The 20,577-nt window shown below is 56.2% G+C and carries 22 protein-coding genes and 1 pseudogene; 8 read left to right on the forward strand and 15 right to left on the reverse strand.

The features are described 5' to 3' along the window. Window positions 1–234: 234 nt before the first annotated feature. From sctC to JL015_RS05715, 10 genes are all read right to left on the reverse strand, one after another. Window positions 235–2,187 carry a type III secretion system outer membrane ring subunit SctC gene (sctC, locus tag JL015_RS05670; RefSeq protein WP_236250165.1) on the reverse strand — a complete coding sequence of 651 codons (1,953 nt, stop codon included), beginning with the start codon at window positions 2,185–2,187 and terminating at the stop codon, window positions 235–237. A 58-nt stretch (window positions 2,188–2,245) separates the two neighbouring features. Further along, complete coding sequence (locus JL015_RS05675) at window positions 2,246–2,659, reverse strand: type III secretion system chaperone (RefSeq protein ID WP_201017773.1); 414 nt, start codon at window positions 2,657–2,659, stop codon at window positions 2,246–2,248. Further along, window positions 2,646–2,867 carry a serine kinase gene (locus JL015_RS05680; protein WP_201003234.1) on the reverse strand — a complete coding sequence of 74 codons (222 nt, stop codon included), beginning with the start codon at window positions 2,865–2,867 and terminating at the stop codon, window positions 2,646–2,648. The genes JL015_RS05675 and JL015_RS05680 overlap by 14 nt, the downstream gene beginning before the upstream one ends. Before the next feature lie 70 nt (window positions 2,868–2,937). Further along, window positions 2,938–3,516 carry a type III secretion system stator protein SctL gene (gene sctL, locus JL015_RS05685; RefSeq protein WP_201003236.1) on the reverse strand — a complete coding sequence of 193 codons (579 nt, stop codon included), beginning with the start codon at window positions 3,514–3,516 and terminating at the stop codon, window positions 2,938–2,940. Next, window positions 3,482–4,105 carry a hypothetical protein gene (locus JL015_RS05690; protein ID WP_201003238.1) on the reverse strand — a complete coding sequence of 208 codons (624 nt, stop codon included), beginning with the start codon at window positions 4,103–4,105 and terminating at the stop codon, window positions 3,482–3,484. The genes sctL and JL015_RS05690 overlap by 35 nt, the downstream gene beginning before the upstream one ends. Continuing rightward, on the reverse strand, window positions 4,102–4,893 hold the full coding sequence (gene sctJ / locus JL015_RS05695; RefSeq protein WP_201017774.1) for a type III secretion system inner membrane ring lipoprotein SctJ: 792 nt from the start codon (window positions 4,891–4,893) through the stop codon (window positions 4,102–4,104). The genes JL015_RS05690 and sctJ overlap by 4 nt, the downstream gene beginning before the upstream one ends. A gap of 10 nt (window positions 4,894–4,903) precedes the next feature. Further along, window positions 4,904–5,272, reverse strand: coding sequence for an EscI/YscI/HrpB family type III secretion system inner rod protein (locus JL015_RS05700; protein WP_201003242.1), 369 nt, complete (start codon window positions 5,270–5,272; stop codon window positions 4,904–4,906). Between the two features lie 35 nt (window positions 5,273–5,307). Further along, on the reverse strand, window positions 5,308–6,285 hold the full coding sequence (locus JL015_RS05705) for a harpin HrpZ family protein (protein ID WP_236250166.1): 978 nt from the start codon (window positions 6,283–6,285) through the stop codon (window positions 5,308–5,310). Between the two features lie 69 nt (window positions 6,286–6,354). After that, window positions 6,355–6,561, reverse strand: a complete 207-nt coding sequence (locus JL015_RS05710; protein WP_025259526.1) for a hypothetical protein — start codon at window positions 6,559–6,561, stop codon at window positions 6,355–6,357. 117 nt (window positions 6,562–6,678) lie between these two features. After that, window positions 6,679–7,602: a sigma 54-interacting transcriptional regulator gene (locus JL015_RS05715; protein ID WP_201003248.1), complete on the reverse strand. Its 924-nt coding sequence runs from the start codon at window positions 7,600–7,602 to the stop codon at window positions 6,679–6,681. Between the two features lie 555 nt (window positions 7,603–8,157). Between JL015_RS05715 and JL015_RS05720 the strand changes: the two genes are divergently transcribed. The 4 genes from JL015_RS05720 to solA all read left to right on the forward strand — a co-directional run bounded on the left by JL015_RS05720 (window position 8,158) and on the right by solA (window position 12,017). Beyond that, the gene (locus JL015_RS05720) at window positions 8,158–8,964 is read left to right on the forward strand and encodes an ABC transporter substrate-binding protein (RefSeq protein ID WP_201017775.1); all 807 of its coding nucleotides are present in this window, start codon (window positions 8,158–8,160) and stop codon (window positions 8,962–8,964) included. An 80-nt stretch (window positions 8,965–9,044) separates the two neighbouring features. Further along, window positions 9,045–9,773: an amino acid ABC transporter permease gene (locus JL015_RS05725; RefSeq protein ID WP_201017776.1), complete on the forward strand. Its 729-nt coding sequence runs from the start codon at window positions 9,045–9,047 to the stop codon at window positions 9,771–9,773. Between the two features lie 2 nt (window positions 9,774–9,775). Beyond that, window positions 9,776–10,462 (forward strand): amino acid ABC transporter permease, encoded by a 687-nt coding sequence (locus tag JL015_RS05730; RefSeq protein ID WP_201017777.1) that lies wholly within the window; start codon window positions 9,776–9,778, stop codon window positions 10,460–10,462. 379 nt (window positions 10,463–10,841) lie between these two features. Then, complete coding sequence (gene solA, locus JL015_RS05735) at window positions 10,842–12,017, forward strand: N-methyl-L-tryptophan oxidase (protein ID WP_201017778.1); 1,176 nt, start codon at window positions 10,842–10,844, stop codon at window positions 12,015–12,017. A gap of 279 nt (window positions 12,018–12,296) precedes the next feature. Here the strand turns inward: solA and JL015_RS28010 are convergent, their stop codons facing one another. The 4 genes and pseudogenes from JL015_RS28010 to JL015_RS05750 form a co-directional block, all read right to left on the reverse strand. Then, on the reverse strand, window positions 12,297–12,575 hold the full coding sequence (locus JL015_RS28010) for a hypothetical protein (RefSeq protein WP_374063371.1): 279 nt from the start codon (window positions 12,573–12,575) through the stop codon (window positions 12,297–12,299). Window positions 12,576–12,625: 50 nt separating this feature from the next. Then, a pseudogene (locus JL015_RS05740) lies at window positions 12,626–13,921 on the reverse strand (methyl-accepting chemotaxis protein); the annotation flags it as partial. A 29-nt stretch (window positions 13,922–13,950) separates the two neighbouring features. After that, complete coding sequence (locus tag JL015_RS05745) at window positions 13,951–14,208, reverse strand: hypothetical protein (RefSeq protein ID WP_201017779.1); 258 nt, start codon at window positions 14,206–14,208, stop codon at window positions 13,951–13,953. Next, window positions 14,171–15,376, reverse strand: coding sequence for an MFS transporter (locus JL015_RS05750; protein WP_201017780.1), 1,206 nt, complete (start codon window positions 15,374–15,376; stop codon window positions 14,171–14,173). Before JL015_RS05750 ends, JL015_RS05745 begins: the two co-directional genes overlap by 38 nt. Before the next feature lie 111 nt (window positions 15,377–15,487). Between JL015_RS05750 and JL015_RS05755 the strand changes: the two genes are divergently transcribed. Beyond that, the gene (locus JL015_RS05755; RefSeq protein ID WP_201017781.1) at window positions 15,488–16,117 is read left to right on the forward strand and encodes a TetR/AcrR family transcriptional regulator; all 630 of its coding nucleotides are present in this window, start codon (window positions 15,488–15,490) and stop codon (window positions 16,115–16,117) included. A 181-nt stretch (window positions 16,118–16,298) separates the two neighbouring features. Here the strand turns inward: JL015_RS05755 and JL015_RS05760 are convergent, their stop codons facing one another. Further along, on the reverse strand, window positions 16,299–18,416 hold the full coding sequence (locus tag JL015_RS05760; protein ID WP_201017782.1) for a TonB-dependent siderophore receptor: 2,118 nt from the start codon (window positions 18,414–18,416) through the stop codon (window positions 16,299–16,301). 471 nt (window positions 18,417–18,887) lie between these two features. Here JL015_RS05760 and JL015_RS05765 point away from each other — a divergent pair, with 471 nt between their 5' ends. The 3 genes from JL015_RS05765 (at window position 18,888) to JL015_RS05775 (ending at window position 20,501) form a co-directional block, all read left to right on the forward strand. Further along, entirely contained in the window at window positions 18,888–19,100 is a 213-nt protein-coding gene (locus JL015_RS05765; RefSeq protein WP_201017783.1) for a DUF6124 family protein, read from the forward strand. A gap of 288 nt (window positions 19,101–19,388) precedes the next feature. After that, entirely contained in the window at window positions 19,389–19,919 is a 531-nt protein-coding gene (locus JL015_RS05770; protein WP_201017818.1) for a hypothetical protein, read from the forward strand. 156 nt (window positions 19,920–20,075) lie between these two features. Next, the gene (locus JL015_RS05775; protein ID WP_201017784.1) at window positions 20,076–20,501 is read left to right on the forward strand and encodes a GNAT family N-acetyltransferase; all 426 of its coding nucleotides are present in this window, start codon (window positions 20,076–20,078) and stop codon (window positions 20,499–20,501) included. The last annotated feature ends 76 nt before the right edge of the window (window positions 20,502–20,577 follow it).

Genomic DNA, 20,577 nt, shown 5'->3' on the forward strand with positions numbered 1-20,577 from the left:
GCGCCAACTTGCTGGCATTCACTGGCAAAACAAGATGTTTCCATTGTCGCACAAGCACTCAACAATAGAGTGACAATAAACAAGGCACCGGCATGTACCAACTTCATTTCGGATTCTCCCTACAAACGGACTGTACTGAATTCGGCCCTGAAAAAGTACTGTGTTAATGAGCGATGGCGCTATTAAAACAATAGATGTCACTGTGCCTGAAAACCTTTCTCCATCACATCTGTTTCAAGGCGGCAGTATTGATACTCTGGCTGGGCTGGTCGGTGTCGCAATCGTCGCAACCGGCCTTGTTGCCACAAAGACTTCAGTTGATTGACCTGGCTGAAGACGTGCAACAGGCAACATTGTTACAGCAAGTGTACGAGTTCCCGAGCAGGACGCCAGTGAGAAATCCTGAGCCTTTGCACTGGTATTACGCACGACCCCGACAGCAATATCGAAACCATCCCCGCCAAACCATTGGCCTCGCGCAGGATCGATCGAAAACTCACTCCCCACTCTACACAGATCCCCTAGACGCACACCAGACGATGTCTCTTTGAGATCAGCCGGAATGCGCCCCTTGACCAGGTCGGCAAACGCCTTGGAGATGGCTATTTTCTTGCGCTCGCGGCTATTGGGAGAACCACTGAGAGCCAGTGCCTTGTCCAGTTGCGGGCGGTTTTCGCTGGCGATGTAACGCGCAGGATCGATCTGGTCACCAATCAGCCTTGGCGTGAGGATGAACAGGCGCTCGCGTCGTGAAACCTCCTGGCGCTTGGAAGTGAACAGCGGCCCCAGAACAGGCAGGTCACCCAGCAGCGGGACCTTGTCATGATGCTGGCCTGTCTCATCGACATGAAACCCGCCAATGACCAGTGAACGGTTTTCGCTGATGACCGCCTGTGTGCTGACCGTTCCTCGCTTCACATCCGGAGTTTCGCCGTCGCGAGAGCGGTCGAGCTGGCCATCTTCAATGTCGATGATCAACTGAAAACGATTGGCCTGCGCACCGGCAATGGTACGAGGGATCACTTGCAGGCTGGTCCCGGCCGTAACCGATTGCACGTTGGCGACCCGCTCACCGGTGGCAGTGATATAAGCGGTGCGGCTGAAATCGATCACGGCGGGCTGGTTTTCCAGGGTCAATACCGAAGGCCTGGCGATCACCGATGCCACCCCCTGCCCTTCAAGCGCCTGGATGTCGGCAAAGAAGCGATCGAAATCACTGATGGAAAGCGTGGCCGAACCACCGGTCAGTAGCGAGCTGCCAAAGTTTACCGAACCGGCACGCGCCGACCAGCGGGACTCCAGGGCGCTCAACTGGGTACGATCGATATCCAGGATGATGGCGTCGATCTCCACCAGATTGCTCGGTTGGTCCAGTTGCTGGATCAACTGCTGATACATATCGCGCTTGTCCGGATTGTCATAGATCAGCACCGCATTGTTGCGTACATCGGCGACCACCTTATGGTTGCTCGAAGTTTTACCGGGCTTTGGCTTGTCACGCGAGGCGGTGCGATCCGTGGCCAGATTGATGATCTTGTTGCGGCCGATATCCGCCATGCCCTGCAAGGCCTGGATATTGGCCATCGGATCCTGGGGCGAAGGCGGTACGACCTGCTTGCTCTGGAGCAAGCCATCGAGCAGTGTCGCAACACCGGGAATGGTGATGCTCTGCTCCCGATAGTGAATATCGCGATCCGCCACAGCGGCATAACGCAACGAGAACATCATGACCTGCTGCTTCTCTTCAGGCTTGACCTTTTCCTTGCTGAAACCGCGAATCAACTCAACATAGCGCGACGGGCCACTGACCAGCACCACGCCTTCGTCCGGCAGCTCACCCCAACCGAAACGCTTGTCCAGCAGACCGATATCGGTCAGCGCCTGCTTAAGGTCGGGAGCGGCATCGGATGACACTTCCAGCCGTTGCGAGACTTGCCCCGACTGAGGGCTCACGTACAACTTGCCGTTGTACAGGAACCACTGAAATTGATGCTCCAGGGCCATACGGTCCAGAAACTCCTGGGCATTGCCCGCGCGAATCTTTGCATCGACCACACCGCTGACGCCATTCATCTCCAGACCCACGCCATAGGAGCTGGCAAAATCTTTCAGCACAGTGGTCAGAGGTGCCTGAGATGCCTCATAGGCATAAGCAGACTGGCGCCACTCTTCCGGTACCGCAGCCATGGCAACCTCTGCCTGCATGCCAAGCAGCGCAAGACAGAGCAATCGTTTCAAGCATTGCTTAAACATAAGAGCCTCTCAGTGCCAAAGGACGCATGAATTGCCTTGGCGGGGTCACCTTCCTGGGTTCAAGCATCGATTCCCAGACATCGCGCTGGTTAACCAGGTCTTCGATGTCATGGATGACCGATGCCGTGCTCTGAAACTTCTGGTATTGCACAAGGCACAGGTGACTCGTCTCGGGATCGAGTGCCAGTGCTCCGCGAAAACGCCTGATACTTGGCCCGGAAAGACGCAATGCGGCCTCAAGCCCCGCATCACCACCGCGCCATGCCTCGCTCAAGGGGGCGAGATAAACCAGCCCTTCATTGCTGCGTTTTATGCTTAACGGCAGTTGATCGACTTGCAACAGCAACACAGGGGTGTTGCTGTCGAGCCAACGCTCGACAGCAACGATCAGATCAGCGGATTTCATTGATGATTGCCTTGGCCAGGTTGTGCTTGACCACAATTTCCTGGTTCACAGCCCAGCTGGCAGTCGAAGACTGCCGGATAGCCGAGTTGAAGGCGTGCCAATCATCCGGGGAGAAGGCGTCCAGACTCAGTGCAGCCGAGTCCAGATCCTTTTGGGTGTTTTCGAAGTTGCTGTCGAGACGGCGTCTGAGTGCATCGGAAGAAAGCATGGTGATACTCCAGGTTCGGGGACTCATGACTGAGTGGCACGCGCAGGAGTTTGGTTCCAGAATATTCCGGTCAAGGCCAAAGATGACGTTGCAGGGCACTCCAGCTCAGGCTGAAATCCCCATGTTCGGTGCGCAGGCTGATGGCATCGAGGTCAAGATTCGGATCACCTCGCAACGTCCAGCCCAGTTGACCCTGCTCTTCCAGGCTCTGGGCAAGCAGCGGTATCTGGTCGGGGTGACAATAGATCAGGGCCGACTCCTCGTTGGGACTGGCCGAGGTCAGTTGCCGCAGGACTGCACTGACTTTCTGGCCGTCCGGCAACTCACCCAGCACAAGCTGCAATGCCTGCTGCACCAGGTCTTCTGCCGCCTCGACAATCGTTGCCAGTGTCTGCTCCCGTTGCTCGCGCAGATCATCGAGCAGTGACTGGGCCTGCTGCCAGACCTCGGCACGGGTTTCTTCTTCGCAACGCCGACGCAACGCCTCGGCTTCAGCCTCGGCAGTTTCAAGAATTTCCCGTGCCCGGGCACGGGCATCTTCCAGCAGTTCCTCTGCCAGCAGGCTCTGCTCAAGAACTTCCCGGCGCAGAAGCGGCTCGTTAACCGTGGAGCGGTTACTGGTAAGCGTCAGACTGCGACTGGTCAACATGCGGACTTCCCTCAATGCTGTTGCTCAAAACGTACCCACCCACGGCCTGCCACAAGGCACACAATCTGGCTTTGGGTATGTCATCAAAGGACAGGCATTCGGCCTGCCCCACGGCATCGCGAGCGAACTTGACCCGCAGTCGCTGCCAGAGCCGGTCACCGACCCACGCTTTCAAGAGGCCAAGGCCCGCAATCCGGGGCTGTCGAGCGTCCCAGTGTTCAGGCAGCCAGTGCCCGGGTTGCAGGGCCCTGCCCAACCGTCGACACCAGAGCCAGGCCGGTTCGTCCAGACTATCGGGGCGCGGCATGCGACTGCCGGCACAGATCCCCACACACAGTTCGAGAGCCAGCGCCCATTGCTCATCGGTCAGATCCAGCAAGGGCAACAACAGGACATCGGGTTCAGGCGGCAGGGTCGAAGTCATGCCCAGGTAGCGGTCGACCATTGCGTCATCGACCTGCCCCAGAAGCCTCAAGGTTGAGGCGCTCATGCCTGCCGAATCGTGCAATTGCCAACTTTCATGGGCCTGGCGCCAGCCCCGGGTCCACCAACATACCCAGACCAGCGCCTGTGGCTCACTCACTTTCATTTCGGCGGTTCCGCTGCTACAGCAGGCGTCGGCCGTGGCCTGAAGCGTTGCCGCCATTGTGGATTGAGTGCCCACAGGCCAGCCAGCATCAGAGCGATCCCGAATGTGCAGAGCACTGCCATCCACTGCCAGAACTCCATGCGCTCACGGGTCATGGTGAAGGGCCCGACACTGACCATCGGCACAGACTCCTGATAACCCTGTGAAGGCACGAAGACCACGGCCAGCTTTTTCTCGTCCGCATTGGCCATGCCGGGAATACTGCTGGCAACCATGCGCCTTATGCGTGGCAATACGCTGTCGGGTTCAAGGTCAGGGCGGTATTTGATAAACACCGCGGCCGAGGCCGGCTGAACCGGCTCCCCCGGCGCGATGCGCTCAGGCAACACAACATGCACCCTGGCAACCACTACACCATCGATCTGCGACAGGGTCTGCTCCAGCTCCTGAGACAAGGCATAGATGTATCGCGCCCGCTCCTCCATCGGAGAGGAAATGACGCCTTCCTTGCGGAAGACTTCCCCAAGCGTCGAGCGTGACCGGCGAGGCAGACCTACCGCCTCCAGCACCTTCACCGCACGGGAAATATCCTGCGTGGAAACCAGGACGGCGACTCCACCCTTGTCCAGGCGCTTTTGCGCGTCAATGTTTTTACCCGCAAGCTCTGCCAACACTTCGTTGGCATCCTGCTCGGTCAGATCGCGATGCAGCTCCATACGGTCGCCGCAACCAGCCATCAATAACGCCAAAAGCATAAGGATGGCCAGCCTGATTGCCTTGGGGTGCATAAGTTGGGCCTTATTGCAGACTGGTCAGTTTTTCCACGCTCTGGGCGGCCTTGCTCACCAGCTTGGCGCTGAGCAGGCTTTCCAGATAAAAAGAAGACAGAGAACGGTTGGCATCAATAGCCATTTTCGGGTCGCTCGATCTGGCTGCTCGTTGCAGGTCTCGATCAACCCTCTCGGACTCTTTCTGGTAAGCAGTCGATGCCTTGGAGATAGGCGACACCAGCATTTGTGAATCGCTGGCAGTCTTTGGTTCTCCAGAACGCATGGCGGCATTGAACCAGGCAATGTCCGCCTCGGCAGGAGTAGGACCTGGCGGTGGCGATGTCACCTCTGTCTCGAATAGCCCAGTGTGATGTGTTGATACGCGAGTAACGGCCATGTTTGCTTTCTCCTGCCAAGACGAAGGTTTACAGATCAACCGCGATAGTCGGTGACGCTTTGCTGAACCAGAACCGACAGAACGTTGCCTGCCGCGATGCTGGCATCGGTCTTCAAGGTGTTGCCGGCGCCACCGTTCTGGAAGTTCTGCTCCGCATTGGGAAACAGACCACCCAGCGAGTTGCCCTGAGCACTGTCCTTGATTTCGCCCTTGATCATGTTGATCGCTTTCTGGAACTGCTCGCCTTCAGCCTTGGACATGACGTTGTCGCCCTCGGAGAGCTCACCCATCCAGTCCTTCGACTTGCCGTCCGGTTTTCCGAACTCTTCCGGATGCATATCCATGAAGCGCGAGACCTCTTTGAGAACGTCTTTGTCCTCAAAGTTGAAGCTCATCTGACCGCTTTTGGCATTCGGTGCAGTATTGGGCGTCAGCAGGTTGTCGAGCTTTTCCTCGCCCAGGCTGCCCAGCAATGCAGCCAGCAGTTCCTGAAGACCACCACCGGAAGCCGCGCCACCACTGGCAGCAGGCGAACCGCCGCAGTTCGACGAAGAATGGGTGCTGCCGGTGTTGTTACCGGTATTGAAACCCGAGTTGCCCGTGCCGAAACCCGAACCGCCCGAGACGTTCTGACCTTTGGAGCCACCGCTGAGGAACTCGTTGATCAGACCTTCCAGCCCTTTGGTGAAGGCGTCCTTCTCCTTGCTGTTCAGGTACTTGTCTTCCGACAGCTCATCGCGCCAGCCATTGACCTTGCCATTGGCGTCGTGCGGTTTTCCGAACTCTTCAGGATTGCGGTCCATGTAATCGGCAACCATGCCGAGCAATGGATTATCAGTGTTGCGAATGTTGGCTCCGCTGCCGGACTTTTCAAACATCGAATCGCCAAGCAATGAAGCGATCTTGCCAGCACTTCCATTGGAATCGGACTGCATGGCAGTCATTTGCGTGTTCGCGAAAGTACTCTGGAAAGTGCTGCTTTGTGGAACGCCTATTGAAGAAGAAGGAATCATATACTTACTCCTTGAAAACCGAACAGGTTGAAGCCCTCCTGGCGTGAACCAAGAGGGCGCGACAACCACTTAGTAGTTGATCGCCTTACCGGTTTGCTGAGCAGCGTTCTGCGCCTTGGTGGCAGAGTCCTGGTAGGCGCTGGCGATACCGTTGATGGTATCTGTTTGCATTTTGTTCGATTGCGCTTCGGCGTTCATCATTGTGGTTGCAGCAGCAGTGGAGTCCATCAGGGTCATTGCGGACATCGAAGCGCCGAGGGAAGCGGTACCAGCCATAGTTATTACTCCTGATCATCGAGATGGTTTGGACACCGAATTGGTGTTCGAACATTGAGTGGTCGATTTTCAGAAGCGGTTCCATGCGAGTGCATGAATGAGGAAGTAAATAAAAAACTACGGCTCCGGCGAGTTGATGCTGAGGCTTTTCATGCGGTGATAAAGAGTGCGTCGCGGAATACCCAATTCACTGATCACGGACTCGATGCTCTTGGGGTGACGTGACAGACAGTCCTGGATGAGCGCCTTCTCAAACTGGCGAAGATAACCCTTGAGATGAACATTGCGTTCCAGATGTGGATCTTCGTCGGTGCCCAAAGGCGACATGCCCAGCACGAAACGCTCCGCAGCACACTTGAGCTCGCGAATATTGCCGGGCCAGCGGTGGCTGAGCAGGCGGTTGAGCACTGTCGGATCTCGCGGGGGAAGCGGTTGATGGTGCTTGTGAGCCGTCTCCATGACGAAACGCTCGAACAGTGAAGGGAGATGATCCAGACGTGAGCGCAGGGTTGGCAACTGGATCTTGATGACATTCAGGCGAAAAAACAGGTCGCGTCGAAACTTGCCCTCCTCTACCAGTTTTTCCAGCGGCGTTTGTGTCGCGACGATGACACGCAGGTTCAGCGCCACAAAGCGCGTCGACCCCAAGCGCTCTATTCCGCGCATTTCCAGCACGCGCAGCAGCTTGGCCTGCAGCAGGAGCGGCATGCTGTCGATTTCATCCAGATACAGCGTCCCGTTATGGGAAGCCTCGATATAGCCAGCCCGCGATTTGGATGCGCCGGTGTACGCCCCCGCCATCACCCCGAAAAGCTCACTTTCGGCCAACTGCTCCGGTACGGCCGCGCAGTTGAGTGCAACCAGCGGTCCTTCGCGCCCCGACAATTGATGAATCCGCCGTGCCAGGGTGTCCTTTCCGGTGCCCGTCTCCCCCTCCAATACCATGTCGACGTTGAGTGGAGCCGCCTTGCGGATAAAAGACTGCAGCGTGCCAAAGATATCGAGGACCTCATGCTCCATCTGCGAAGAGTCATTATTCATAGAGCCCTCATCCGTCCATCTCCTTGCGATGATAAACACTTGCGCTGAATCTCAGGAATACCCTTGCCGACGGGTCTCAGCACTCTGCCGACGACCGACACCGCGAAACGGGTACTTTAAATTAACGTTCAGCAATTATCTCGTTTTGATTTTCTATTAAAACCATTGATTTTTCGGTAAGGCACCGAGATGACAAGCAACATGTAAAGAAAACCAGGACGAAAGCATCATTGCCTCAATGCAGGTTTGCAACTTTTCAAGTCGTTTAAGAGCCCGGCCTTTTATGGTGTGCAAAGTGCATTCTTATTCGGTTTTCCGAACGCGCAATACAACCGTCGTATACTTCTGGTACATATCTCGCCTTGATTCATATACATGTCTTGTCCTCTTTAACAACTGCACGCAGAAGCGCCCTGTGACGCTCCCATCATGAAAAGGAGCACACGGCACATCATATTCCAAAAAAGAATTACAAGATTACTTTATATTCTTTTTAAGATCACCAACGAGCTGCAACACTCATCATCAGAATCATCCATAAAGTGTTGAGAACTCATGAAAAAATTGACTGCCATTACTGCCCTGTCCCTTGCCGTTCTCTCAGGTCTGGCTCACGCCGACCGACTGGAAGACATCAAAAAATCGGGTGTCCTGAGGGTCGCTGCTTTCGACAGCAATCCACCGTTCGGTTTCGTAGATGCAAAAAGCAAGCAAATAGAAGGCCTGGATGTCGATTATGCCAAGGCCATCGCTGACAAGCTGGGCGTGAAGCTGCAGTTGCAACCGACCAACCCGGCAAACCGTGTGCCGCTGCTGGTGGCCAACAAGGTCGATCTGGTCCTGGCTAACTTCACCATCACCCCTGAGCGGGCAGAGCAAGTGAACTTCAGCATCCCCTATTTCTCCTCGGGTCAGCAGTTCATCGTCAAGAAAGGCACGCTCAAGAATCAGGATGACCTGAACAAATGGCGCGTGGGTGTCGACAAGGGCACTGTCAACGAAGGCGTGCTGCGCGAGAAATTCCCCGGCGCCAAAGTGATTGCCTACGATGATACGCCTTTTGCCTTTACCGCATTGCGCAACGGTAACGTGCAAGCCATCACTCAGGACGGCCCGAAACTGATCGGTCTGCTGGCCAACGTACCGGACAAGGACAAATACGAAGTACCGCCTTTCACCATTTCCAATGACCTGATCGGAGTCGGAATTCCGAAAGGCGAAACCGCACTGACCGAGTTCGTCAACCAGACGCTGGTGGAGCTGGAATCCAAAGGCCAGGCCCAGAAGATTTATGACACCTGGTTCGGTCCAGACACCCCGACGCCACTGGCTCGCTTGTTCAAGATCGGCGACAAGAGCTGATCCGGGCTGAACCTCTTCACTATCCAGCCCGCGCGGACAACCCGGCGGGCTCTTTCAATTCTGGATGGATGTTGCGTCTGATGTTCGGTGAACTGCTGGGCCCGCAGTACCTGCATTTGTTGTTCGATGGATTTCTGCTCACGCTGCGCCTTTCGATTCTGGTCTGCCTGATCGCAACGGCACTCGGCTTTCTGATATGTCTGGCGCGTATTTCCTCTTCGCGCTTCTGGTCCTGGCCTGCGCGCGGCTACCTGTCGCTGTTTCGCAATACGCCCCTGCTGGTGCAATTGTTCTTCTGGTATTTCGGGGTCAGCGCCCTGCTGCCCGAAGACCTGGTCAGTTGGCTGAACATGCCCCATGAGGTGAACCTGGCCGGGTTGCTCATCGAATGGCCATCATTCGAGTTCATCGCCGGCTTCTGGGGGCTGACGCTCTATAGCAGTGCGTTCATCGCCGAGGAGTTTCGTGCAGGCGTCGCTTCGGTGCGCCCCCAACAACGCATTGCAGGGCAAGCTCTGGGGCTGCGTCCCGTGCAGGTCTGGCGTTATGTCGTACTGCCTCAGGCCGTACGAACTGCACTGGGTCCACTGCTGGGCCAATGCATGAATGTGCTGAAAAACTCATCGCTGACCATGGCCATCGGGCTGGCCGAGTTGTCCTATGCCTCGCGCCAGGTTGAAACCGAAACCTTCAAAGCCTTCCAGGCCTTCGGCATCGCGACCTTGCTGTACATCGCCAGTATCGCGCTGATCGAAGCAATCGGTCAGGTGATCCAGCACAGCAAGCGTTATCGCCAGGGAGCGGCCTGACCATGGATTTTTCAGTCATAAGCGACAACTTCGCCTACCTGATGGTGGGCGCGTATCCGGATGGACCGCTGGGTGGTGCAGCACTGACGCTGATTCTCAGCCTGCTGTCGGGCGTTCTGGCCGCTGCGTTGGGCCTGATTCTGGGCGTGGCTCTGGTGCTGGTGCGCGGCCGGACACGCTGGGTGTTGCTCGCCGTGCTGGGGTTCTTTCGCGCCATTCCCGTGGTGATGCTGATCTTCTGGACCTACTTCCTGCTGCCGATCCTGTTCAAGATCGATGTTCCGGCCTTGTTCACCGTGGTCTGCGCACTCTCGCTGATTGGCGGCGCCTATCTGGCGCACTCCGTCCATTCGGGCATCATCAGCCTGTCCTCAGGACAATGGGCGGCAGCCAAGGCTTTGGGCATGAGTTCCTGGCAGGTGCTGCGCCTGATCATTCTGCCCCAGGCACTGCCGATCATGCTGCCCTCCTTCCTGAATCAATGGATTTCCCTGATAAAGGATACCTCGCTGGCCTACGTGATCGGTGTCGGGGAACTGTCGTTCGTGGCAACCCAGGTCAGCAACCGGGTCATGGTGTACCCCACCGAAATATTCCTGTTCATTGCATTGGTGTACTTCATTATCTGCTCGGCACTGGACCTGATCGCCAGCCGGCTCGCGGGTACCGGAAGCGTGAAAAAAAGCTGAAAAAATAATCGGATTCTGTGCGCTTATTCGCTGTTTCAGGATCCATTTTCAGCCCTCTGAAGGGCACCGGACAGGCGTACATCAGGAGCTGTTCATAAAATAACCACACAGCCAAAAGCCACGTAGAACGTGGCTTACAAAAAGTTACCCACAGACATACCCACGATTTCCGTGGACAACTTTTCCACCATTTCGGAACTGAAAAACACCAGCGAGTGCAAGTCAAAAATTCATCGACAGGACGAAGTTTTTGCACGCCCTCCTTTTACCAGCCTGTTCGGCAAGCCTATACGATCCAGGCATATGCTTATGCCTTTTTGACTGTTGCCTCACCTGCACCCGTTCTCTGAAATAAGCGCTTTTTCGGGACGGCCTGCAGATGGAACAACGTTGTGAAGTGGCTGTTCTCGGCCTGGGAGCCATGGGCGCGGCAACCCTTTATCAACTGGCCAAAGCCGGTGTCGACGTCATTGGCGTAGATCGCCATAGCCCGCCACATACTCAGGGCTCCAGCCATGGCGATACGCGCATCACTCGCGTTTCAGTCGGTGAAGGCCCGCAATATCTGCCATTGGTACGCAACTCCCACGTCCTGTGGCGTGAACTTGAAGCGTTGTCCGGCGAGTCGCTGTTCGAGCAATGCGGCGTACTGGTGATGACCTCAAATCCGGCCTATGACCCTCAGGACCCGGAAGACTTCACCCACAAGACCATCGAGCTGGCTAAGGCCTATGATGTGGAACATGAAGTCTTGTCGGCTCACTCCATTCGCCAGCGATTCCCGCAGTTCTCTCCGGTACTGGATAGCGCCATCGGCTACTTTGAGCCCGGCGGCGGTTATGTTCGGCCAGAGCGCTGCATCGCCGTGCAACTCAAGCTGGCCAAAGAGCATGGAGCAAAGGTTTTGACGGACGAAACCGTCACCCGCTTGCAGAATCATGGCGAAGGCGTACGTATCACGACCGATAAAGGCTCGATCCTGGCCGATAAAGTCATCGTCAGTGCTGGCATGTGGTCAGCCGAACTGCTCGGAGCCCCCTTTGATCGATTGCTGAAAGTCTGTCGGCAAAAGCTGTTCTGGTTTGAACTGGAAGAGCACGCCGACTTCGCTCCTGTGTCGCCCAGTTTTATCCTGACTCACGGACCGGGCGAAGTGGATATCAACTACGGCTTCCCGCCACTTGCAGGCGAAGGCAGCATGAAGATCGCCACCGAACAATACATCGACGTTTCACAACCCGACACACTGGACCGGACCATTACTGCGCAGGAAGAACAGGAAATGTTCCAGACCCAGGTCAACGGCAAGATAGCCGGGTTGACCTCCAGGGTCGTCAGGTCCTCGGTATGTGCCTATACAGTGACACCGGATTACCACTTCATAATTGATGAACACCCACGCCTTGAAAACGTCACCGTGGTCTCTGCCTGCTCGGGGCACGGCTTCAAACATTCCGCCGGGCTTGGGCAGGCACTGGCCCAGCGTTGTATTCACGGGAAGAGTGACGTGGATTTATCGGCGTTTTCGTTAAAGCGATTTAATTCGGGCATTTGAAAAGCCCTACAGACATCGCGGTTATAAAAATCATGGCGGTAGGCAAAAAATCCTTATCGCCATCCTGAACAGATAGACAGTCTTGATTTTAAATAACCAGAAACTTCTCACCTGCCGTCTTTCATAAAATAATCTGGAAAATTTCTCATTCATTATTAATTAACAAGTACGCCGGTCCGCTCTCACGAAGTAATGAGCAAGTTGTTTACCGGCCATCCTGCTACTGCAAGCACAGTGTTGATAGCCGTCCGGCCGAATCACCGGACGGCTTTACCTGCACTAAACCTGAAACTGCTTGGTAATACGGCTCAAGTTTGTCGCCAGCGTAGACAGTTCAGCAGTGGCGATGGTCGTCTGGTTCGCGCCTTCGGAAGTCTGAGCCGACAGGTCACGGATGCTGACCAGGCTTCTGTCGACCTCTCGCGCAACCTGAGCCTGTTCTTCGGCTGCGGTGGCGATCATCAGGTTACGCTCGTTGATCTGGCTGATGGAGTCGGTAATGGCCAGCAATGCCTGCCCGGCGCCGTTAGCCAGCTCCAGTGTGTTATGGGCCTGCACACTGGTTGCTCCATGGCCGTAACCGCTTGATGGGTACCGGTCTGGATCGAGCTGACCATCTGCTCGATTTCCCGAGTCGACTGCTGGGTACGATGTGCCAGCGCCCGCACCTCGTCGGCCACCACGGCAAAACCACGACCGGCTTCACCTGCTCGCGCCGCTTCGATGGCAGCATTGAGTGCCAACAGGTTGGTCTGCTCGGCAATGGCACGAATGACATCCAGCACCTTGCTGATATCCGTGGCCATGGTCGCCAGGCCACGCACCTCGGCCGACGTGCTTCCCACCTTGGCCACCATCAGGTTGATCGCCGCCACGGTTTCATCCACCTGGGCGCGCCCATCCAGCGCGGCCTTACTGGACTGAGCCGCCGACGTCGAAGCCGCCGCAGCGTTACTGGCCACCTCATCGACTGCAGCGCTCATTTCGTTGACGGCAGTTGCCGCCATTTCAATCTCGTTACTCTGGCGCTGGGTCGTGCGGGAAGCATCTTCGGTCACCACATGCATCTCTTCCGAAGTCGATGCCAGTTGAGACGCCGAGTCCAGGATAGTAGCCAGTGCCCCGCGCAGGTTCGACTGCATAGCGGCCAGCGAACCCACCAACCGGGCGGCCTCGTCAGTGCCTTCCTGCTTGATGGTCTGGGTCAGGTCATTGGCCGCGATACGCCGGGCGATCTCCAGTGCTTCACCGATCGGCGAGGTAAGGCTGCGGGTGTACAACCAGGCGAGCAATATCGTACTGGCAGCCCCCAATACACCAAACACAATCACCAGCAAGACCGTACTCTTGTAGGCAGACTCAGCTTTGTCGCCTGCCCGCTGGGCTTTCATATCGTTTACACCAATCAGCTTCTTCAGACCGGCATCCGTGAGATCGGCAGCAACTTTCATGTCCGTGTTGGACGTCGTGACCGCCGCGTCCAGATTGCTCGCCGCCACTTCCGACAGATAGCGGTCCTGAACACTGTGGTAGTTCGTCATGGCCTGCTTGAGTTCATTAAAAGCCTGACGGCCTTCGGGCGTGACAAGCAGCTTGGCCAGAGCATCGGAATACTCACTGATCAACAGACGGGACTGCTGAATATCACTCGACGCCTTGGTCCTGCGATCCTGCAGCTCCATAGGGTTGCGCAAGCGTGCATTATTGCCACGGATACTGACGAACTCACGGTCCATCGAACCGAGCAGCTTTACACTGGGCAACACATTGGTTTCGACGTGCTTTTCTGCCTCATTGAGCTTGTCGGCCTGGCGCATGAACAGCACGCCCTGAAGCAACAGCATCAGGCAGAAGAAGCCAAAGCACAGGGCAGATCGGGGAGCAAGATTCAGGCGTCGCATCATTGCGTGGATACTCCACAGAGGGGTTGTTTTTACCGGATCGGCGTGGAGTATTTTTTCTTGATGCCGTTGGGCGGTTTGATGATGGGGTCACAATCCGTGGGAGGCGGCTTGCCGGCGACAGGGTCCACCAGCAGAGGGTTCAATTGAGCGGGAAACTCTCCCGCTTGAGCGAAGACAGGTAAAACCAATGAGCGCATGTCGTTGTAGTGTGTTGAAAGCCATGGCAGGCAGCGCAAGGCTGCCTGAACATCAATGACCGGCAACCATTTGGCTGGACTGCCTTTCACCGCTTGCAAAACCATGCACTCGCGCGCTCGATGCAATGGCCAGACTGAGCAGTAACAAAATCAGCAAGACCCAGGGAAAAGCACTCACTCCCCATTGGCCGAGCAAAACGCCGCCCAGCAACCCACCGCCTGCGATGGCGCTGTTCCAGACAACGACGTTCATGGAAAGGGCAACGTCAGCGCCCTCACCTGCCGAGTCGGCGAGCGCGGTTTGCAGAAGCGTGGCAGCCCCACCAAAGGTCAGGCCCCAGATAAAGACTCCGGCGTAAATGGCCAGGGCAGAATCTGAAAACAAGCCCAGGAACACCGAAACCGCTGCGAAGGTGGCGAGGCTGACCAACACGGTCTTGCGCAGGTGACGATCAACCAGCCGTCCCGTGACCCAGATGCCCGCCAGCGCGGCGACACCAAATGCCAGCAATACCAGATCAACGTCACTCGCCAATCCTGCCGTGGAAACAAAAGGAGCGACGTAGGTATATAGAATGTTGTGAGCCAGCATCCAGGTGAAGACGACGCCCAGCACCGAGCGCACGCCAGGTGTGAAAAAGACCCGACGCAACGCCATGCGCTGTGAGGAGGATTGGCCAGGGTAGTCCGGCACCTTGATCAGCACCCAGACGATCAGCATCAGAGTCATGGCGGACATCAATCCAAACGCCATGCGCCAACCCATGAACCCACCCAGCCAGGTTCCCAAAGGCACCCCCAGCGACAATGCGATGGGCGTCCCCACCATCGCGACTGCCAATGCGCGCCCCTGCAATTGCGGGACAACCATGCGCCGCGCATAACCCGCGATAAGGCTCCATGCCAAGCCCGCAGAGACGCCAGCGAAAAACCTCGCGATCAAGGTCAGCCAGTAATTGGAAGACAACGCCGTGACGGAGTTGAAAATCAGAAAGCCGACAATCGTCAGCAGCAGGACGGTTCTGCGACGCCAGCTTTGCGTGGCGATGGTCAGCGGAATGGCTGCCAGCAGCGACCCCAGCGCGTAAACAGTCACCATCTGCCCGGCAAATGATGCCGAAACGCCCAGACCAGTGCCGATTTCAGGCAGCAAACCCGCAGGTAGCGTCTCGGTCACAATGCAAATGAAGCCCGTCATCGCCAGTGCCAGTAATGCCCCGAACGGAAGCTTGTCGCGCTGTTTCTCATCTGTAGTCATTCGATTCCTCCTACTAATATACTGATCGGTATAAATATAGAGCGCAAGCAGCCGACTGGTCAATGACTTATGTATCGATTAGTATTTAAGTGATTCTGGAGGAGAACCGACATGGCACAGATGGGACGTCCGCGCACGTTTGACCGCGACGTGGCAATCACTCAGGCACTGCATCTGTTTTGGGAGCATGGATACGATGCGACCTCCCTCAGCCAGCTTAAAGCCAGCATTGGTGGAGGCATCACCGCGCCCAGCTTTTACGCCGCTTTTGGCTCGAAGCAGGCGCTGTTCAATGAGGTGATGGAGCGTTACCTCACCACCCACGGTCGGGTCACCGACAGCCTTTTTGATACGACCCTGCCGCCCAGAGAAGCGATTGAACTCGCCCTTTGCCGCTCAGCAAAAATGCAATGTGAGCCCGATCATCCCAAGGGGTGCCTGGTGTCGTTAGGCCTGATGAGTGCTTGCTCGGACGAGAGTAAGGCCATCTCCGAGCCTCTTGCTCGGGCGAGGAGCCTGAACCGTGCGGGGATGGCTGCTTGCATCGAACGCGCCATTGCCGCAGGCGAACTGCCTGAGGCCGTGGTGCCGGAGACACTTGCTGCGGTGTTCGACAGTTTTCTCCTGGGCTTGTCGACACTGGCTCGGGATGGTGTGCCGCATGAGACGCTGGATGCTGCGGTGACTCAGGTGATGGGGGTGTGGGATAGCCTGAAACAGACTGTCGCACCGACCGAATGAACGAAAAACCGCTGCCCTGCTGCATACAGACGGTGTAGCACGCCAAATTTCAGGCAAAGAAAAGCCCGCGATGGGGGGGAGCGGGCTTAAAGGTTCTTTCAGGAGCAGTTATGACATTACCTGCACCGATGTAAAAAAACTGTGAAGGCGCCTGATGGATATCAGGCGCCGACCTGCGCCATCAGAACGTGACGCTGGCAGTCACCCGCGCTGTACGTAGCGCCCCCTCCTCCACCTGCAGCGCGCTGCTGCCGGTTGTGGACGGGTAGTATTCCTTGTTGAACAGGTTGTCGATGTTCAACTGCAAGCTGGTTTTATAGTCATGGGTCGGCAGATCCCAACGCACAAATGCATCGGCCACGGTGTAGCTGTCCATCCAGAAGCTATTGGCATCATCACCCGGACGCTCCCCTACATATCGGGCACCTGCACCGACATGCCATTTGCCGGTTTCAGCCGGTAGCGCGAGATGATGGGTGAGGTACAGGCTGGCGGTGTGCATAGGCGCATTCGGCAGGCGATTACCCTCTTGCTCTGGCGACTCCTCGTTCTTCAGTACCTCGGTACGGTTGTAGGCATAAGTACCGATCATGCTCCAGTTCTCGGACAACTCACCGGTAATATCCAGCTCGACGCCGCGCGAGCGCGCTTTGCCCACGGCCTCGTCGAGGCTGTCACCGTTGCTCTGCAAGACGCTGTTGACCAGGTTCTTCTTGACGATGTCGTACACCGCCAGATTCACGTTGAGTGCCTGGACAGGGGTGTATTTGATCCCCACTTCGTAGCTGCGACCTTCAGTGGGCTTGAAGCTGTTCCCGGCATCGTCAGCATCGTTGGGCACAAACGAGCGGCTGTAGTTGGCGTAGAGTGCGACCGTCTCGGTCGGCTGATAGACGATCCCGCCAAAAGGAATGAATTTACCGCCATTTGAATCGGCTCCAGGCGCATAGGAACTGCCCAGGCCCTGGTCGCTGTATTGATCCCAGTGTTCCTGACGACCACCGAAGACCAGAATCCAGCGGTCATTGAGGTGCCAGTTATCCTTGAAATACACCGAAGTGGTGACGAGGTTGTTTTCTGCGTTGCTCTGCGTCTGACTGATGGTCGCAGGCTCCGCCAGATTGCCGTATACCGGGTTCTGGATGTTGAGATTGCCCGCAGCGGTGTTGGCATTGCGGTAGGTTTTGCCACGGTATTTATCCAGCGATTCGTTGTCCACGCCGACCGTGATCTCGTGTCGCTGACCGAACAACTGCTGGTCACCCATCAGATCCAGAGCGGTGTAACGGCTCTCGTAATCATAGTGCCCGCCGTTGGCGATCCGGCGCAGGTTATTGCCGGTCAGAGCATTTGGCTGGGCTATCGCCAGACTGTAGCGATCCTCGGTCCAGCCATAAGTCAGGCGGCTACGCCATGCGTCATTGAGCTGGTACTCGAATTTCGCGGTAGTGCTCTCGCTGATGCCAACTGTCTTCGCCCAGCGCTCATCCAGACGATCGCGATAACTGATGTCGGCGGGACGACCATTGACGAATACCGTGCCGCGATCGAACGGGCTGGAATAATCATTGTAGGTATACGCCAGCGAGAAACTCGCCCGCTCGCCGACCCAGGCAATCGACGGCGCGATGAGCGTGTGCTCGTCAACGCCATAGTTACGCCAGTAATCCTCGTGGCTGCGCTCAGCGATCAAGCGGTAAGCCAGACCGGTATCTCCCAGCGGGCCGGTGGTGTCGATGCCGAACGAACCACCGCCCTCGCTGAAACCGGAGCCAGTCAGAGTAGTGCTGCGGCTGAACTGCGGCTGCTTGCTGATGACATTGATAAGCCCACCGGGCTCCAGTGCGCCGTACATCAACGACGCCGGCCCTTTGAGCACTTCCACATGATCGGTAGTTGCGCCCAGGTTACGGCCAATTGCCGAGCGAATCCCGTCTCGCAAAATCGAGTTGTCATCGTTGCTACCAAACCCGCGCTTGATCAACGCATCCTTGGTGCCACCCAAGGTGTTGGTCTGGGTGACGCCGCTGACAAAACGCATCGCATCGTTCAGGTCCTTGACCTGATAGTCATCGAGGGTCTGCGCAGCAACCGTATTGACGGTTTGCGCCTCATCCCGAATCTGCGTGGACCCCTTGCTCGCCGTGGATGTTTCCGTACGGGTGTAACTGTCAGCGTCGGAGGTAGACTGGATGACACTGGCAGGCAGCTCAGTGGCAGGCTCGGCAGCCACCGCAAGACAAGGCAGCGCACAACAGAGAAGAACAGAAGCGTTCAGGCGAGAAAGCGTATTGGCCACGTAAATGACTCCGGCATAGTAAAAGGAATAATTCCCATTTACTTACACGGATGGCAGGCGTGGTTACCTCACATTTTTTTGAAAATTTTTTTCAGGGCCGTGTTGCATGAGTGACGGGCTGGACTTTTTCCCTCGCGAATTTTACGTCCGCTAACCAAAAACCCGCCTCCTACAACCAAATCCGACACCCTTTTCCCTTTCATCTGAATGAAGTTTCCGAGAAAATCCCGAGCCCTTGCGCGGGGTGATTTCGGGCTCTAGGCTGCGGTCGTCGCTGAATATCAGTGATCGGGTTTAGCAGCCTGTGGGTGACATACAACGCGCAAGTACCGCTTATGGCGGCTTTGCGTGGGGCACTTTCGAGTGCGCCGGATTTGTAGGTTGCCCCGGTCTGCTAACCCGCGTCAAAGTCGCCACCCATTGTTTGTTTAGCAGCGAATGGCAGGTGGCCTTACCTCACAGGCAACCTTCATGATCAAAGTAACCCCCGATCCACCGCATAAAAACCTCGAAGAATCCCTTCTGCACGTCAACGCCCTGCTGCGTTGCGCAGCAGCCACAGCCTACGAAACCGGAGACAGCCTCAACGGCCCGAAACGCGACCTGGCGTTTTCGGGGGTGCATTTGATTGGCATGGCCAAGGCTGAGCTGGAGCGGTCGCTGGCTCAGGTGGAGGTGCGTTAAGGCTTTTTCGCGAATGAGCGGAGCGCCGCCCGATTCGCTCCCACGCAGCCCGCGTAGGAGCGAATTTATTCGCGAAGAATCATAAACGCCACGGAGATCAATCTGGGTTGAACCAGTATTCCTTACAGCATTTCAGCGTGGAAACTGCACGCCAGTCTTTTTTTGCCTGTTCAATTAAACTGAACATGTCTCGCGATTATTGTTGGATAGACACCACCAGCGCGGTGCTCAAACAATGACTCCCCCTATTACCGTAGTGATGGAGTACCTACAACAATGAGCACACCTATGCCGAGCAACCGCCACTCCATAGAACAGTACATCCTGGCCAAGGATGGCAATCGACCTGATCTTCTGCGTCAGGCATTCAGCCCCGAAGCCACGGTTGAAATGCTCGTGCATACCGACGCCATTTCATTTCCGTCCACGCTGGAAGGGTTGGGTGCCATTGCGCAAACATTGGTACGTGGCTTTGGCCAGACCTATGAAAACGTTTACACCTTCTGCCTCGGTGAACCACCAGTGAGCGATGCCTCGGCGTACACCTGCAAATGGCTGGTAGGGATGACCGTCAAGGAAACAGGAGCAGTACGTGTCGGCTGCGGCCAGTATGACTGGCGCTTTGACTCTCAGTCCGGGCTCGTCGTGCATCTGACCATTACCATTGATCACATGCAGATCAGCCCGGCCGCAGACCTGATACCGGTGATGAACTGGCTGCAAGGCCTCGGTTACCCCTGGTGCCAGGCAGACGACGTTATTGCCAAGGCCCCGCAATTGAGCAGCATTGCGCCGGTTATTGGTTATTTGCAGTCCTGACTTATTTGCCAACGCTGCGAGCGAGAGAGATTGAGCAGTTAATCCCGTACGTGTGGAAATCCTTCTGACCCCGTAGGATGTCTATCGGCGTTTGCTCTGAGATCAAATTGGGGCCGAGGTTTATCCATATCAGTTTGAATACCTAAAGGATTAGTGATGACGGCTCGTATAGAAATGATGATCGACCCGGGAGAGGAAGAGCGCCTGGCCATCCTCAGACCTTTGCGGGCTCATAATTTTTCTCAGGCAGGTGACCCCAAGCCTGAGACAATCGCTTTGCTAGTCCGTGATGAACAGACCGGCGAAGTGATTGGGGGCCTTTACGGTGAAATATTTTACCACTGGTTATTCATAGAACTACTTGCGATACCCGAGCAAACCAGGGGCCAAGGCATAGGCTCACGACTGATCCACATGGCGGAAGATGTCGCGCGCGAAAAAGACTGCGTTGGAATCTGGCTCGATACTTTTGATTTCCAGGCCCCATCTTTCTATGAGCGACACGGTTTCACTGAGTTTGGGCACCTCAATGATTTCCCTCCAGAACATAAGCGTTTTTTTCTACAGAAGCGATTAGATTGAGGGGCTGTCCGCAGTTCGTTTGACTGGCCTCAAACGGCCTGCAATCCGGTTTACCTCTACCTGATGAACGCCATAA

The sequence above is a fragment of the Pseudomonas cichorii genome, from assembly GCF_015471405.1.
GTDB classification, from domain to species: Bacteria; Pseudomonadota; Gammaproteobacteria; order Pseudomonadales; family Pseudomonadaceae; genus Aquipseudomonas; species Aquipseudomonas serbiensis.

What these genes read in the sequence shown, in the direction of transcription:
- sctC (WP_236250165.1), bottom strand. Translation starts at nt 2,187, where the DNA reads ATGGCTGCGGTACCGGAAGAGTGGCGCCAGTCTGCTTATGCCTATGAG.
- JL015_RS05675 (WP_201017773.1), bottom strand. Translation starts at nt 2,659, where the DNA reads ATGAAATCCGCTGATCTGATCGTTGCTGTCGAGCGTTGGCTCGACAGC.
- JL015_RS05680 (WP_201003234.1), bottom strand. Translation starts at nt 2,867, where the DNA reads ATGCTTTCTTCCGATGCACTCAGACGCCGTCTCGACAGCAACTTCGAA.
- sctL (WP_201003236.1), bottom strand. Translation starts at nt 3,516, where the DNA reads ATGTTGACCAGTCGCAGTCTGACGCTTACCAGTAACCGCTCCACGGTT.
- JL015_RS05690 (WP_201003238.1), bottom strand. Translation starts at nt 4,105, where the DNA reads ATGAAAGTGAGTGAGCCACAGGCGCTGGTCTGGGTATGTTGGTGGACC.
- sctJ (WP_201017774.1), bottom strand. Translation starts at nt 4,893, where the DNA reads ATGCACCCCAAGGCAATCAGGCTGGCCATCCTTATGCTTTTGGCGTTA.
- JL015_RS05700 (WP_201003242.1), bottom strand. Translation starts at nt 5,272, where the DNA reads ATGGCCGTTACTCGCGTATCAACACATCACACTGGGCTATTCGAGACA.
- JL015_RS05705 (WP_236250166.1), bottom strand. Translation starts at nt 6,285, where the DNA reads ATGATTCCTTCTTCTTCAATAGGCGTTCCACAAAGCAGCACTTTCCAG.
- JL015_RS05710 (WP_025259526.1), bottom strand. Translation starts at nt 6,561, where the DNA reads ATGGCTGGTACCGCTTCCCTCGGCGCTTCGATGTCCGCAATGACCCTG.
- JL015_RS05715 (WP_201003248.1), bottom strand. Translation starts at nt 7,602, where the DNA reads ATGAATAATGACTCTTCGCAGATGGAGCATGAGGTCCTCGATATCTTT.
- JL015_RS05720 (WP_201017775.1), top strand. Translation starts at nt 8,158, where the DNA reads ATGAAAAAATTGACTGCCATTACTGCCCTGTCCCTTGCCGTTCTCTCA.
- JL015_RS05725 (WP_201017776.1), top strand. Translation starts at nt 9,045, where the DNA reads ATGTTCGGTGAACTGCTGGGCCCGCAGTACCTGCATTTGTTGTTCGAT.
- JL015_RS05730 (WP_201017777.1), top strand. Translation starts at nt 9,776, where the DNA reads ATGGATTTTTCAGTCATAAGCGACAACTTCGCCTACCTGATGGTGGGC.
- solA (WP_201017778.1), top strand. Translation starts at nt 10,842, where the DNA reads ATGGAACAACGTTGTGAAGTGGCTGTTCTCGGCCTGGGAGCCATGGGC.
- JL015_RS05750 (WP_201017780.1), bottom strand. Translation starts at nt 15,376, where the DNA reads ATGACTACAGATGAGAAACAGCGCGACAAGCTTCCGTTCGGGGCATTA.
- JL015_RS05755 (WP_201017781.1), top strand. Translation starts at nt 15,488, where the DNA reads ATGGCACAGATGGGACGTCCGCGCACGTTTGACCGCGACGTGGCAATC.
- JL015_RS05765 (WP_201017783.1), top strand. Translation starts at nt 18,888, where the DNA reads ATGATCAAAGTAACCCCCGATCCACCGCATAAAAACCTCGAAGAATCC.
- JL015_RS05770 (WP_201017818.1), top strand. Translation starts at nt 19,389, where the DNA reads ATGCCGAGCAACCGCCACTCCATAGAACAGTACATCCTGGCCAAGGAT.
- JL015_RS05775 (WP_201017784.1), top strand. Translation starts at nt 20,076, where the DNA reads ATGACGGCTCGTATAGAAATGATGATCGACCCGGGAGAGGAAGAGCGC.